This is a genomic window from Streptomyces sp. NPDC085460 (assembly GCF_044541975.1).
Classification (GTDB): domain Bacteria; phylum Actinomycetota; class Actinomycetes; order Streptomycetales; family Streptomycetaceae; genus Streptomyces.
Map to the genome: position 1 here is coordinate 93,095 of NZ_JBITTO010000003.1, position 12,911 is coordinate 106,005.

The window sequence follows — 12,911 nt, forward strand, 5'->3', positions numbered from 1 at the left end:
GCGCACCGCTCCACCGCCCGTCTCCGGGCGGCTACTTCGCGGGGAGCTTCGCCCACTTCGGGTCGAGGGCGATCGCCTTCAGCTGCTCCATGGTGAGCGCCGGCGCGGGGCGGGTCGCGGCCTCGTGCTGGGCGCCGGTGTTGAAGGCGGAGACGACGACCCGGAAGCCCTTCTTCGTCATGGTGTCGGCGGACCACCACACCACGCCGGCGCCTCCCTTCTCTCCGGGCTGCTCGCTGAGCTTCAGCTTGCGCCCGCCGGGCAGGGTGGTGACGTCGCCGGAGCCGTACAGCTGGTGGGCGACGTCGTCCATGCCGTACTGGACGTTGACCTGGACGAGGCTCTTGCCCTTGCCGTCGTCGACGACCACGTAGCCGAACTGGCCCTCCCCGCCCTTCTCGGCGACCTTGAGCCCCTTGGGCATCAGGGCGCGCAGGGTGGCGGGGACGCTGTCACCGCTGACCTCCGGCCGGGCCTCGCGGGTCGCGCCGGGCTGCGCGCCGGGCTTCGCGCCGAGCCCCGCGGGCGCCGTGGGCAGCCGCGGGATCTGCTGGAGGAGCGGCCGCCACGCCTCGGCGGTGACGAGCGCCTTGAGCTGGGCGGCGGTGAAGGGCGGGTCCTCCCGGCTGATCTCGGCGCCCTTCTGGGCGGCCGCGTTGTACTCGCTCGCGTCGATCAGGAAGCCGTCCTCGGTGAGCAGGACCGCCCGCCAGTTCTTGGTCTCCTCGCGCTTGTCCGGGTACTCGTACCCCTGGATGACCATGAACCGCGCTCCGTCCTGGAGCGTGCCGTCCTCGCAGTGGTCGTAGGGGACGAACGTCTTCGACGGGCAGGTCACCTGGTCGACGCCCGCCTCCGCGCTGCGGCCGGCCCGGGCGAGGAAGATGCCGAAGGCGGCCTCGCCCTTCCCGTCGTCGTAGGTGCCGCTGAGACCCTGGCCCTTGCCGTCGAGGCCGTCGAACCGCCACTGTCCGGCCGGGGTGTTGGCCTTGACGACGTCCGCGATCTCGGAGAGCGGGATCTCCGCCTCCCCGGGCTTCAGGGTGTCGGGCGTGGCCCGCTCGGTCGCGCTCGTGTCGCCCGTGCGCTCGGGCGCCCCCGCCACGGACGCCTTCTCGGCGGGCCCCGCGGGGGTGACCACGGAGCCGGCGTACACGCCGCCGACGCCGATGGCGGCGAGCGCGAGGGCTCCGCCGGTGACGGCGAGGCGGCGGCGCAGAAGCCGGCGGCGGCCCCGGGCGAGCCCGCCGGTGACCATTTCGGGCCGGCCGTCGAGGGCGAAGCTCTCGCCCGTGGAGCGCAGGACCGAGCCGAGTTCGTCGGCGAACCGGCCGTCGGGGTCGTGGTCGTGCTGGTCGTGTTCGGGCATGACGAGATCACCGTCTCTGCTTGGGGGGTCGGGCGGTTCGAGGGGGGCGGGGCCCGGGAGGTGCCCCGCCGGGCGGCCGTTCGCCGGCGCTCAGCGCGTGGCGAACTCGGCGATGCTTCCGCCGAGGTGCTGCCGGAGCTTGCCGAGCGCGCGGGTGCAGCGGGTGCGGACGGCCGCGGAGCTGGTGTGCAGGGCGTCGGCGGTCTCCTCGACGCTGCGGTCCTCCCAGTAGCGCAGCACCACGACCGCCCGGTCCTTCGGGGGCAGTGCGGCGAGCGCGTCGAGGAGGGCGATCCGCAGCAGCGGGTCGGCGCCGTCGTCCGGGGTGTGGTCGGGCAGTTCGCCCAGCGGGCGCTCGGTGGCGGAGCGGCGGCGCTGGTGGCTGAGGAACGTGCGGACGAGGACGGTCTGGGCGTACGCGGCGGGGTTGCCGATCCGGGACGTCCGTCCCCAGAGGGCGTACATCTTGCCCAGCGTCTCCTGCGTGAGATCCTCGGCGAGGTGGACGTCCCCGCTGGTCAGCAGGCAGGCCGAGCGGAACAGCTGGCCCGTGCGCGCCGAGGCGAACTCCAGGAACTCGTTCGCGCGGGACGATCTCATGCCCCTCCTCTCCCTGGCGGTCGCGAGTGGTCACGAGCGGTCGCCCTCTGCGACCGCTCCTCTCGCTGTCGTGCTCTACACCCCTTCGACGCGGTGGGGCCGGGGAAATGTTTCAGCGGGAACCGCCCGCAGGTGCATCCAAAGAAGCGGAATCGGGTAATCCTGTTGATATGAACACTCTCAGCGCAGAGACCCTGGCCGCTGGAGTCTGGCAGTCAGGTCTCGGACAAGTGCTCGGCGGCGTCGTCCTCGTCGCCGTCCTGATCACGGCCTTCTGGTTCGGCTACCGGGTCCGGACCCGTGAGTCCCGTCCACCGCAGCCCGACGAACAACCGCACCGGCCGGACACCGGAGCCCTCCCCGGCGAGATGTCGGAGTACCGCCGGCCGAACGAGATGCCCCACACCGACGGCGAGCACCGGCTCATGCCGTACCAGCTCAAGGACGGCGGGACCGCCGACACCGAGCCACAGAGCGAGGAGAAGCGCAAGTGGGGCGGCATCTCCAGCGGAGGCTTCGGCAGCGGAGGCACCGGACACGGCGACTGACGTGCGCACCACCCCGCCGAGCCGGCTGCGGGCCATGGCCCACGGCCTGCTCGGCTCCGCCCCCGAGGCCGAGCGCGCGGTCCGGACCACGGAACGCGTCCTCGCCTCGTACGGCCCGGGTCCCCGCGCCCGCAGGGGCCCCGGACCCGTCCCCGACCCCGGGCCGCCGGCCGAGTCCGTCCTGGCCCGGGTCTGCCTCGGCCGGCTCCGGGCCCGCGAGGCCCGCCGCACCGACCCGTGGGACCCCTGGTCGGACGCGCCCGACTCCCCCGCCCTGACCCCGGCGGAGCGGCTCGTCCTCGTCCTCCACGACCGCTTCGGCGTCCCGTACGAGGACCTCGCCCTGGCCCTGGAACGCGCCCCGGCGGCGGTCCGCCAGATCGGCGTCCGGGCGCGGGCCCGCGCCCGGGGAGCCGAGGAGATGCCCGCGGCCGATCCGGTACGCCTCCGGGCGGCCGTCGACGCGGTCCTGGCCGCCGCCCGGGACGGGGACACGGCGGCGCTGCGCGAGCTGCTCGACCCGGACGCCGTCCTGCGCGCCGACACCGGCGCCGTACGCGGCGGGGTCCGGCCCGCGCACGGCGCCCCCGCCGTCGCCAGGGTCCTCGCGGCCCGCGCGGCGGTGGCCCGGCCGGTCCTGGTGGACGGCGCACCCGCCCTCGTCGCCGCCCCGGACGCGGTCTACCGCTTCACGGCCCCGGCCGGGACGATCACCTCGGTCGACGTCCTGGCGGACCCTCCCCACCTCTCCCGTCTGGCCATCTCGTCCTAGCGACCGCTAACGGCCGTCGGCCCGCGTCCCGGCCCGGTCCGCGATGTGCGCGGGCACGGCGGCGGCGAGTCCGGCGGGCAGCGCCGGGTCGGCGACGGGCGCCCCGTACGTGGTCACCACCGGCAGCACCCCCGCCCACAGCCCCAGCTCCGCGTCCTCGGAGTCCCCGTCGTCCGGCGGCCCGCTCCGCGTCTTGACCGACGCCTCGGTGAGGTCGAGCGCGAGCAGCGAGGTGGCCGCCAGCTCCTTCCGGCTGGGCTGCCGCACGTACTCCCACTGCCCCGGGCTGCTCTGCTCGGTCAGCGCGCGCAGCCCCCGCAGCTTCTCCTCCGGGTCGGTCACCAGCTCGGGCACGCCGTAGACCATGGCGCACCGGTAGTTCACCCCGTGCTCGAACACCGACCGCGCGAGCACCAGCCCGTCCACGTGCGTCACGGTCACGCACACCGTGCTCCCCGGCGCCTGGACCAGACTCCGGCTCGCGACCGACCCGTGCACGTACAGCCGGTCGCCGTCGACCCCGTACGCGGTCGGCACCACCATCGGCACCCCGTCCACGGTCACCCCGAGATGACACAGCCACCCCGCCGCCAGCACGGCGTCCAGGTCCGCCCGCAGGTGCGACCCCTTCTCCCGCATCCGCCGCAACCGCGTCCGCTCGGTCACGGTCAGCCCGCTCTCGCCCACGTCTCCCCCTGCTCCAGTCAACCCTCCCGGCCCACCCGGGACTTCGGCCGGCACACCGACCGTGGCGATCTAACCACCTCCCACCTCCCCACCGTCCTCCCCGCCCGCTCCCCACCGAGGCCGGCAACGAGGTCAGCACACGAAAAAACCCCAGGCCGGAAAGGATCCGACCTGGGGTTTCTCTGAGCCGCCTTCGGGATTCGAACCCGAGACCTACGCATTACGAGTGCGTTGCTCTGGCCAACTGAGCTAAGGCGGCGTGCTGCGCGACACCATGGTGGGTGCAGCAGCGTCGCCAAGTCTACACAGTTTCCGGGGGTGCTCCGACCAGGGGCGGTGCGGGCCGGGGCGGGGGCTAGGAGCAGCGCTTTCCGCTGGTGGGAGGGGTGCCTTCCAGGAGGTAGGTGGTGACGGCGGTGTCGACGCAGTCGCTGCCCCGGCCGTATGCCGTGTGGCCGTCGCCCTCGTAGGTGAGGAGGGTGCCGGAGGAGAGCTGGTCCGCGAGGGACTCGGCCCACTTGTAGGGGGTGGCGGGGTCGCGGGTGGTGCCGACGACGAGGATCGGGGCGGCGCCCTCGGCGGTGATGCGGTGCGGGCGGCCGGTGGCAGGCGCCGGCCAGTAGGTGCAGTTCAGGGCGGCCCAGGCGAGGCCCGCGCCGAAGACCGGGGACGCCTTGTCGAAGGACGGGACGGCCCGCCGCGCGCCCGCCGGGTCCGGGTAGGCGGGGGGCAGGTCGAGGCAGTTCACGGCGGCGTTGGCGAACATGAGGTTCGCGTACGTGCCGTCCGGCTCCCGCTCGTAGTAGCTGTCGGCGAGCGCCAGGAGCGCCGAGCCCTCGCCGCCGATCGCCCGGGTCAGGGCCTCCCGCAGCTGCGGCCAGGCGCCCTCGTCGTACATGGCGGCGATGACCCCGGTGGTCGCCAGGGACTCGCCGAGGTCGCGGTCCTCGCCGGTGGGGACCGGTGCGGCGTCCGTGGCGCGGAAGAAGGTCCGCAGGGCCTCCCCCGCCTCGGCGACCGTACCGGTGCCGAGCGGGCAGTCGGGCTGGGTGACGCAGTCGGCGGCGAAGGCCGTGAACGCGGTCTCGAAGCCGGCCGTCTGGTCCCGGTTGAGGTCCAGCGCCGACAGGGACGGGTCCATCGCCCCGTCGAGGACGAGCCGGCCGACCCGCCCGGGGAACAGCTCGGCGTAGGTGGCGCCGAGGAAGGTGCCGTACGAGGCGCCGACGTAGTGCAGCTTCTCGTCGCCGAGCACCGCCCGCAGGATGTCCATGTCGCGGGCCGTCTCCACGGTGGAGACGTGCGGCAGGACCGTGCCGCTGCGCTTCTCGCACCCCGCCGCGAACCGCCGGAACGACGCGGCGAGCGCGTCGACCTCGGCCGGGTCGTCCGGCGTCTGGTCGACCTGCGTGTACGTGTCCATCTCGGGGCCCGTCAGGCAGGCGACGGGCTCGCTGCGGCCGACTCCGCGCGGGTCGACGGCCACCATGTCGTAGCGGGCCCGCACCGGCTCGGGGTAGCCGATGCCCGCGTACCCCTGGAGGTAGTCGACGGCCGAGCCGCCCGGGCCGCCCGGGTTCACGAGGAGGGAGCCGATCCGCTGCCCGGGGCCGCCCGCCCGCACCCGGGAGACGGCCAGCTCGATCTCCGGCCCGTTCGGCTTCGCGTAGTCGAGCGGGGCCCGCAGCGTCGCGCACTGGAACCCCTCGACGCCGCACTCCCGCCACGCCAGCTTCTGCCCGTAGTACTTCCGCAGCGCCTCGGGCGAGGGCGCCGGCGAGGCGGCCGACCGCGCGGAGGCGACCCCGGACCCGGCGGGCGCGGCCGCGTCGCTCCCTCCCGTACAGCCGGAGAGGATCAGTCCGGCGGCGGCGATCGCCGTGGCGGAGGTACGGAGGAGACGCCTGGAGTCCATTCCCGGAGCGTATCCGGACGAGTACGCACCGTGTCCAATCCGGTGCTCGGGGTGAGCCCTGGGGGCACCCTCGGCGTCACCCTCCGCGTCGGCCCCCACCGTCACCCCCGGCGCGCGGCCCGGCTCAGCCGCGCAGCGCCATCGTCATCGCCTCCACGGCGAGCAGCGGCGCCACGTTCCGCTCCAGGGCCTCGCGGCAGGCGAGGACGGCCTCGACCCGGCGCAGCGTCCGCTCCGGGGTGGTGTCGCGGGCGATCCGCTCCACCGCGTCCCGCACGTCCTCGTTGGCGAGGGCCGATCCGGTGCCCAGCTGGAGCGTCAGGACGTCCCGGTAGAAGCCGGTCAGGTCGGTGAGCGCGAGGTCCAGGCTGTCGAGCTGGGTGCGGCGGCCGCGGCGCTTCTGCTTCTCCTCCAGCTCCTTCATCATCCCGGCCGTGCCGCGCGGCATCCGGCCGCCCTTCTCCGCGCCGAGGGCGGCCTTCAGCTCCTCGGTCTCCTTGGTGTCGACCTCCTCGGCGACCTGCTTCGCGTCCTCCGCCGCCGCGTCCACCAGCTCCTGCGCGGCCTTGAGGCAGCCGCCGACGTCCGCCACCCGCAGCGGCAGCTTCAGAACGACGGCGCGGCGGGCGCGGGCCCGCTCGTCGGTGGCGAGCCGCCGGGCCCGGTCGACGTGCCCCTGGGTGGCCCGGGCCGCCGCGTGGGCGAGCTCCGGCTCGATGCCGTCCCGCCGGATCAGCACGTCGGCGACGGCCTCGACCGGCGGGGTCCGCAGGGTCAGGTGGCGGCAGCGGGAGCGGATGGTCGGCAGGACGTCCTCGACCGAGGGGGCGCAGAGCAGCCAGACCGTGCGGGGGGCGGGCTCCTCGACGGCCTTCAGCACCGCGTTGGCCGACTTCTCGTTGAGCCGCTCGGCGTCGGTGACCAGGATGATCTGCCAGCGGCCGTTGGCCGGCGAGGTGAACGACTTGCGGACGGTGTCCCGCATGTCCTTGACCAGGATCTCCGTGCCGACGGCGGAGACCGTCGTCACGTCGGCGTGGGTGCCGACCAGGACGGTGTGGCACCCGGTGCAGAAGCCGCAGCCCGGCGCCCCGCCGAGCGCCCGGTCGGGGCTCACGCACTGGAGGGCCGCCGCGAACGCGCGCGCGGTGTCCACCCGGCCCGCGCCCGGCGGACCGGTGAAGAGCCAGGCGTGCGTCATCTTCGACGCCTCGGGGGCGGGCTCGCCCGCGGCCTGGGCGGTGACGAGCGCGTCGGCGTCCCGCGCGGCGGCGGTGAGCTGCTCCCCGACCCGCTCCTGTCCGACCAGGTCGTCCCATACGGCCATGACTGCCCCTCCTGAAGGTACGTCCTCCATTGTGGGGCAGACCTCCGACAACCCCCCTCAGGAGCGCTCGTCAGGAGTGAGTGCGGGGCCGGGTGAGCCACAGGCCGGCCGCCGAGGCGATCACGACGACGCCGGTGCCGACGCTCCCGGCGATCTGGGGTGCCCCGGTCCAGCCGGCGAAGGAGCTGACGGCGACGTTGGCCAGGACGCTCACGGTGAGCAGCAGCCAGAGCAGGGGCCTCATGGGGTGTCTCCTCGAAACATGGGGTGCGGAGGGTCGTTCCGGTGGGTCCCGGTGACCCTTCGATCCTCCGGCGCACGCGGCCCGCGCACAGCGGAGCCCGTACCCGGACCGGGGGTGTAGCCCGCTCCACCGTCCCCCTCGCCCGCGCCGCCTACGCTGTGTCCATGCGTGAGGCGATCAGGGATGCGGGCCGGGCGTGGCTCCACCTGGCGGTCGGGGCCGCGATCTCCGTCCTGTCCTGCCTGATGGCGGCGGTCGCCCTCTTCACCGCCTTCCTCACCCTCACGGTGATCGGCGCGGGCGTGCTCCCCGAGAGCGTGCTGCTGCTGCGCCGGCTCGCCGGCTGGGAGCGGCGGCGCACGGCCGAGTGGACCGGCCGGCCCGTACCGGAGGCGTACCTGCCGCTCGAAGGCCCCCTCCCCGCGCGCGTGCGGACCGCCGTCGCCGATCCCGGCACCCGGCGGGACCTGCTGTGGGCCGCGGTCCAGATTCCCCATGGCATCGTCCTCTGGTGCGCCACGCTGCCCCTCCTGGTGGTCGCGTTCCTGGTCGACGGGGTGTGGACGGGGCTCGCGGGGCGCCCGGCGGTGACTCTGCCGCTGGTGGGACGGCTCGCCGACCGGGCCGCCGCGCTCTCGCGCGAGCTGCTCACCCCCGTCCCCTCGGCGGCCAGGGACGCCGCGCTCGCGGCCCGTATCGAGCAGCTGACGGCCACCCGGGCGGGCGCGGTCGCGGCGCACGGCGCCGAACTGCGCCGCATCGAGCGCGATCTGCACGACGGCGCGCAGGCCCGGCTCGTCGCCCTCTCCATGCGGATCGGGCTGGCGCGCAGGGCGTACGACTCCGATCCCGCGGCCGCCCGGAAGCTCCTCGACGACGCCCAGGAGCAGGCCGAGGAGGCACTGGCCGAACTCCGGCACGTGGTACGCGGGATCCATCCGCCGATCCTCACCGACCGGGGCCTGACGGGGGCGGTCCGCGCGCTCGCCGCGAGCAGCGGCCTGGAGGTGGAGGTCACCGTGACGGGCCTGGCCGAAGGGCCGGACGCCGAGGGGCACCGGGCGCCCGCCGCCGTCGAGGCGGCCGCCTACTTCGCCGTCGCCGAGGCTCTCACGAACGCCGCCAAGCACGGCGGCACCGACCGCGCCTCCGTCCTCCTGCGCCGGGAGCGGGCGGGCCTCCACGTCCGCGTCCGGGACGAGGGCGGCGGCGGTGCCGAGGAGGCGGAGCGGGCCGCCGGGGCCGGGGGCGGCGGCTCCGGACTGCTCGGCCTGCGCCGCCGGGTGGCCGCCCTCGACGGGACCGTCCTGCTGACCAGCCCCCTCGGGGGCCCGACCGTGATCGAAGTGGAGCTTCCGTGCGTGTGGTGATCGCCGAGGACAACGCCCTCCTCAGGGAGGGCCTGGTGCTGTTGCTGACCTCGGCGGGGCACGAGGTCGCCGGAGTGGCGGCGACCGGCCCCGAGGTGCTTCCGCTGCTCCTGGAGCACCGGCCGGACGCGGCCGTGCTGGACGTGCGGATGCCGCCGGGCTTCCGCGACGAGGGGCTGCGGGCTGCGCTCGCGGCCCGCGCCGAACTGCCGGGCCTCCCGGTCCTCGTCCTGTCGCAGTACGTCGAGGAGGCGTACGCGGCGGAGCTCCTCGGCGACGGCGCGCGGGGCGTCGGCTACCTGCTCAAGGACCGGGTGGGGCGGGTGGACGAGTTCCTGGACGCCCTGGAGCGGGTGGCGGCCGGGGGCACGGCGCTCGACCCCGAGGTCGTCAGGGAGCTCCTGGCCCGGCGCCGCGACGACCCGCTGGACTCGCTGACCCCGCGCGAGCGCGAGGTCCTGGAGCTGATGGCGCAGGGGCTCGACAACGGCACGATCGCCCGCACGCTGGTGGTGACCGAACGGGCCGTGCACAAGCACATCGGCAACGTCTTCGCGAAGCTCGGCCTGCCGCCGAACGACGGCGGCGGCCACCGCCGGGTCCTCGCGGTGCTCGCCTACCTCGACGCGTGACCGTACCGGCTTCGCGGCGAAGCCGGTACGGTCACCCGCCGCACCCGCCTCGGCGCCTGATCGCTCCCCCGCGAAGCCCGTACCGTCAGCCGGTACGCCCCCCGGGGCGGTGGGACCCGAAGACGCCCGCCGTGACCGTCACAACCACCGTCCCCGCGATCAGCGCCGCCTGGACGGGCGGCAGGTACGGCAGGCCCCCGGTGTGCGCCCAGGAGAAGGCGGTCAGCGGCAGTGCCGCCACCACGAGCCCGAGCAGCAGGCCGACGGCGATCAGGAAGCCGGCCTCCAGGCCGAGCATCCGGCGCAGCTGCCCGGCCGACGCGCCCACCTGGCGCAGCAGTTCCAGCTCGCGGCGGCGCCCGGCGCCGATCAGCGCGAGGGTGCTGAGGACGGACAGGAGGGTGAGCGCGCCGATCGCGCCGACGACACCGGCCGCGACGACGGCCTGCGAGGCGGCTCCGGGCAGCGCCACCCGCTCGGGGGCCACCGCCCGCCCCGGTCCCTCGGTCGTCCTGGCGAGGACCCTCGCCGGGTGGGGATCGGTCGTGTGCGGGGCCAGTCCGGCCTTCGGGAAGAGGAACTCGCCGAGCGCGAGCGACCGTTCGTAGACGGCGACGACCCGCAGGTCCTTCTCGACGCCGTCGCCGAGCCGCAGCCGTACGGTCGAACCGGGGCGCGCGTCCAGGGAGTCGGCCCGGTCGGCGCCCACGGCCACCGTGCCGGGGCCGGCGAGTCCGGCGAGGTCGCCGGCGACGACGCCGGGGTCGAGGACGCCCTCCAGCCCGTCGGGGTCCACGCCGAGCACGGGCAGCCGGTCGAGGCGCGGCGAGCCCGCCTCGTCACGGGCCAGGACGACCGTGGAGCGCAGCACGTCGGTCGCCGCCGTCACGCCGGGCCTCCGCCGCACCTCCTCGGCGGTGGTGCCGGAGACCGCGAGGTTCGCGGTGGTCGCCTCCCGCGCCTGGGCGTCGGCGGCCCGCTGCGCGGTGGAGCCCGCCGTGAGCTGCACCAGCGCGAAGGCGGTGACCAGGACGACCGGGGTGAGGGCGGCCCCCAGGCGCCGCGAGCGGGCGACGGCTCCGGCGGCCGCGAGCCGCCCCGGCGCGCCGCCGAGCAGCCGGAACGGCCGGTCCAGGAGCCGCATCGCGGCCCCGGCGATCCACGGCCCGAGCAGCGCGCACCCGGAGACGAGCGTCACGGTCGCCGCTCCGGCCGCGGCGCCGGCGGCCTCGCCGCTCTGGAGGGTGGCCGTCCCGGCCGATCCCACGCCGAGCACGAGCAGGACGAACCCCGCCACCCGCCGGACCCTGCCGGGGCCGTGCGCCGCCCGGCCCGGCCGCCCCGCCCCGAAGGCGACCACGAGCCGGGCGAGTCCGGTCACCAGGAGGGCGGTGACGAGCGGCGCCGCGAACAGCCAGGAAGGGGTCGCGAGTTCGAGACCCTCGGCGACGGCTCCCGGCCGGGCGCGCACCGCCTCCCACAGCGCCAGGAACGCGGGTACGGCCCCGAGCGCGCCGAGCAGCGCCGCCGCGCCCGCCACCCGGACCACCTCACGGCCGGCCGCGGCCCGCACCTGACGGGGTGTCGCGCCGACGGCGAGGAGCAGCTCCCGCTCGGCGGCGCGCTGCTGGAGCGCCTGCGCGACGAGGGAGGCGAGGACCAGGACGGAGACGAGGAGGACGGTGCCGGAGACGGCGGCGAGCAGTTCCAGGAGCTCGGACCGGGCGGGCGGCGCGCCGAGGTGCTCGGCGTCGCCCCGCCCGTCGCCGGTCAGGGCCCTGAGCGGCCGGCCGGAGGCGGTGTCCTTGAGGCCGGCGGTGTCGAGAGCCGCCCGCACGCGCGCGTGGAGGGTGTCCACGGGGACGCCGGGCGCGGCGAGGACACCGACGGCGTCGACCTGTCCCGGGCGGCCCGCCCGCTTCCGGGCCTCCGCCTCCGTCACGTACACGGCGGCCGGTCCGCCGGCCACCCCGACGACCCGGTATCCGCCCGTCCGGTCCCCGGTCCCGAGCCCCAGACCGGCGCCCACGACGGCCTCGTCGTCGCGCCGGGGCGCGCGGCCCTCGGTCAGGGCGTACGGGGCGAGGGCGGCGGCCGCCCAGGAGCGCCCGGGATGGGTGCGCGGCCCGGCGTCCGGGTCGGTGCCCCGTCCCCGTTCCCCTCCTCCCCCTTCCCCTGCCCTTTCCCGTACGACGAAGGTGTGGTCCGGCACCGCCGCGCGGACGCCCGGTACGGCGCGCACCACGCCGACGGCCGCCTCGGGGATCCGTACCCGTTCGGTCAGACCGGCGGTGGCGGTCTGGGGCTCGCCGCCCCAGGGATCGGTCGTCCGGCTGACCTCGTGGTCGCCCGCGACGACCACGGCCGCGCCCGCGTACCGCTCCACGCGCGCGTGCCCGAGCGCCGTCGAGCCGAGGGCGAGGGCGAGGGCGCCGAGCAGCGCGGAGGTGACGGCGACGGCCGCGAAGACGGCCGCCCACGCCCTGCGGTGGGTCCGCAGGGACCGGGCGGCGAGGAGGCGCACGGCCGGGTTCACCGCGTCACCCCCACCGGCCGCGCGACACGCTCGGCACTGTCGGCGCGGGTCCCGAACCCGGAGGCGCCGGGCCCGTGGCCGGAGGCGCCGGGCCCGTGGCCGGAGGCGCCGGGCCCGTGGCCGGAGGCGCCGGTGCCGTGGCCGAGGCCGGTCAGCGCGTGGCGGACCCGGGCCTCGTCGGGCCGGTCGAGGCGGCCCGCGATCCGGCCGCGGTCCAGGAAGACGGCCTCGTCGGCCCAGGCCGCCGCCACCGGGTCGTGGGTGACGAGGACGACGGTCCGGCCGCGCTCGTCGACGGCGTGCCGCAGCAGGGCGAGCACCTCGCCCGCCGTGACCGGGTCGAGCGCGGCGGTCGGCTCGTCGGCGAAGACGACCTCGGGATCGGTGAGCAGGGCGCGGGCGACGGCGACCCGCTGCCGCTGCCCGCCGGAGAGGTCCGCGGGCCGGTCCTCGGCCCGGTCGGCGAGGCCCACGGCCGCGAGCCCGGCCAGGGCACGGGCGTCGGTCCCGCGGTCGTCACGAGCGCCGGCGAGCAGCAGCGGCAGGGCGACGTTCTCGCGCACGTTCAGGGCGGAGACCAGGTTGAGCGACTGGAAGACGAAGCCGATCCGGTCGCGCCGGAGCCGGGTGAGGGCGGCGGCCTTCAGCCGGGCGAGGTCGGTGCCCCCGATCCGTACCGTGCCCGTCGTGGGCCGTTCGAGGCCCGCCGCGCACCGCAGCAGGGTGGACTTGCCGGACCCGGAGCGGCCCATCACGGCCACGAACCGGCCGGGCGGCACGGTGAGGCTCACGTCGTCGAGCGCGGGGGGCGCCCCGTCGCCCCGCCCGTACGTCCTGCCCACCCGGTCCAGGACGAGCGCGCTCCCGCCGTCCGCCGCTGCTGTCGTCATCATGCCGATCACGCTAGGCAG

Annotated in this window: 12 protein-coding genes and 1 tRNA gene; 4 read left to right on the top strand and 9 right to left on the bottom strand. The window is 76.1% G+C overall.

From position 1 onward, the window contains the following. Positions 1-31: 31 nt before the first annotated feature. Together ACIGHB_RS08235 and ACIGHB_RS08240 are read right to left on the bottom strand one after the other, a co-directional pair. A complete protein-coding gene (locus ACIGHB_RS08235; RefSeq protein WP_399910630.1) occupies positions 32-1,369 on the bottom strand; it encodes a hypothetical protein in 1,338 nt (445 codons plus the stop codon). Between the two features lie 90 nt (positions 1,370-1,459). Then, positions 1,460-1,969: a SigE family RNA polymerase sigma factor gene (locus ACIGHB_RS08240; RefSeq protein WP_399910633.1), complete on the bottom strand. Its 510-nt coding sequence runs from the start codon at positions 1,967-1,969 to the stop codon at positions 1,460-1,462. Positions 1,970-2,139: 170 nt separating this feature from the next. Between ACIGHB_RS08240 and ACIGHB_RS08245 the strand changes: the two genes are divergently transcribed. Together ACIGHB_RS08245 and ACIGHB_RS08250 are read left to right on the top strand one after the other, a co-directional pair. Then, positions 2,140-2,517, top strand: a complete 378-nt coding sequence (locus tag ACIGHB_RS08245) for a DUF6479 family protein (protein WP_360314694.1) — start codon at positions 2,140-2,142, stop codon at positions 2,515-2,517. A 1-nt stretch (position 2,518) separates the two neighbouring features. Beyond that, complete coding sequence (locus ACIGHB_RS08250; RefSeq protein WP_399910637.1) at positions 2,519-3,289, top strand: RNA polymerase subunit sigma-70; 771 nt, start codon at positions 2,519-2,521, stop codon at positions 3,287-3,289. Positions 3,290-3,295: 6 nt separating this feature from the next. Here ACIGHB_RS08250 and ACIGHB_RS08255 read toward each other — a convergent pair whose 3' ends face one another. From ACIGHB_RS08255 to ACIGHB_RS08275, 5 genes are all read right to left on the bottom strand, one after another. Then, entirely contained in the window at positions 3,296-3,928 is a 633-nt protein-coding gene (locus tag ACIGHB_RS08255; RefSeq protein WP_399911607.1) for a pyridoxamine 5'-phosphate oxidase family protein, read from the bottom strand. A gap of 233 nt (positions 3,929-4,161) precedes the next feature. Continuing rightward, positions 4,162-4,235, bottom strand: a tRNA-Thr gene (locus ACIGHB_RS08260). Between the two features lie 96 nt (positions 4,236-4,331). Then, a complete protein-coding gene (locus ACIGHB_RS08265; RefSeq protein ID WP_399910640.1) occupies positions 4,332-5,891 on the bottom strand; it encodes an alpha/beta hydrolase in 1,560 nt (519 codons plus the stop codon). Between the two features lie 124 nt (positions 5,892-6,015). Beyond that, positions 6,016-7,218 (bottom strand): DNA polymerase III subunit delta', encoded by a 1,203-nt coding sequence (locus ACIGHB_RS08270; RefSeq protein ID WP_360314688.1) that lies wholly within the window; start codon positions 7,216-7,218, stop codon positions 6,016-6,018. 70 nt (positions 7,219-7,288) lie between these two features. Beyond that, on the bottom strand, positions 7,289-7,462 hold the full coding sequence (locus ACIGHB_RS08275) for a hypothetical protein (RefSeq protein ID WP_360314686.1): 174 nt from the start codon (positions 7,460-7,462) through the stop codon (positions 7,289-7,291). Positions 7,463-7,626: 164 nt separating this feature from the next. Between ACIGHB_RS08275 and ACIGHB_RS08280 the strand changes: the two genes are divergently transcribed. Together ACIGHB_RS08280 and ACIGHB_RS08285 are read left to right on the top strand one after the other, a co-directional pair. Continuing rightward, entirely contained in the window at positions 7,627-8,832 is a 1,206-nt protein-coding gene (locus ACIGHB_RS08280) for a sensor histidine kinase (protein WP_399910644.1), read from the top strand. Then, positions 8,820-9,464: a response regulator transcription factor gene (locus ACIGHB_RS08285; RefSeq protein ID WP_360314682.1), complete on the top strand. Its 645-nt coding sequence runs from the start codon at positions 8,820-8,822 to the stop codon at positions 9,462-9,464. Before ACIGHB_RS08280 ends, ACIGHB_RS08285 begins: the two co-directional genes overlap by 13 nt. 85 nt (positions 9,465-9,549) lie before the next feature. On the opposite strand, the gene ACIGHB_RS08290 is transcribed toward ACIGHB_RS08285, so the two are convergent. Further along, complete coding sequence (locus ACIGHB_RS08290; RefSeq protein WP_399910647.1) at positions 9,550-12,000, bottom strand: FtsX-like permease family protein; 2,451 nt, start codon at positions 11,998-12,000, stop codon at positions 9,550-9,552. Then, on the bottom strand, positions 11,997-12,893 hold the full coding sequence (locus ACIGHB_RS08295) for an ABC transporter ATP-binding protein (protein ID WP_399910650.1): 897 nt from the start codon (positions 12,891-12,893) through the stop codon (positions 11,997-11,999). The genes ACIGHB_RS08290 and ACIGHB_RS08295 overlap by 4 nt, the downstream gene beginning before the upstream one ends. Between the last annotated feature and the right edge of the window lie 18 nt (positions 12,894-12,911).

Bases quoted from the DNA above. Each gene is read 5' to 3' on its own strand.
- ACIGHB_RS08235 (WP_399910630.1), bottom strand. From the start codon at position 1,369: ATGCCCGAACACGACCAGCACGACCACGACCCCGACGGCCGGTTCGCC.
- ACIGHB_RS08240 (WP_399910633.1), bottom strand. From the start codon at position 1,969: ATGAGATCGTCCCGCGCGAACGAGTTCCTGGAGTTCGCCTCGGCGCGC.
- ACIGHB_RS08245 (WP_360314694.1), top strand. From the start codon at position 2,140: ATGAACACTCTCAGCGCAGAGACCCTGGCCGCTGGAGTCTGGCAGTCA.
- ACIGHB_RS08255 (WP_399911607.1), bottom strand. From the start codon at position 3,928: ATGCGGGAGAAGGGGTCGCACCTGCGGGCGGACCTGGACGCCGTGCTG.
- ACIGHB_RS08265 (WP_399910640.1), bottom strand. From the start codon at position 5,891: ATGGACTCCAGGCGTCTCCTCCGTACCTCCGCCACGGCGATCGCCGCC.
- ACIGHB_RS08270 (WP_360314688.1), bottom strand. From the start codon at position 7,218: ATGGCCGTATGGGACGACCTGGTCGGACAGGAGCGGGTCGGGGAGCAG.
- ACIGHB_RS08275 (WP_360314686.1), bottom strand. From the start codon at position 7,462: ATGAGGCCCCTGCTCTGGCTGCTGCTCACCGTGAGCGTCCTGGCCAAC.
- ACIGHB_RS08280 (WP_399910644.1), top strand. From the start codon at position 7,627: ATGCGTGAGGCGATCAGGGATGCGGGCCGGGCGTGGCTCCACCTGGCG.
- ACIGHB_RS08295 (WP_399910650.1), bottom strand. From the start codon at position 12,893: ATGATGACGACAGCAGCGGCGGACGGCGGGAGCGCGCTCGTCCTGGAC.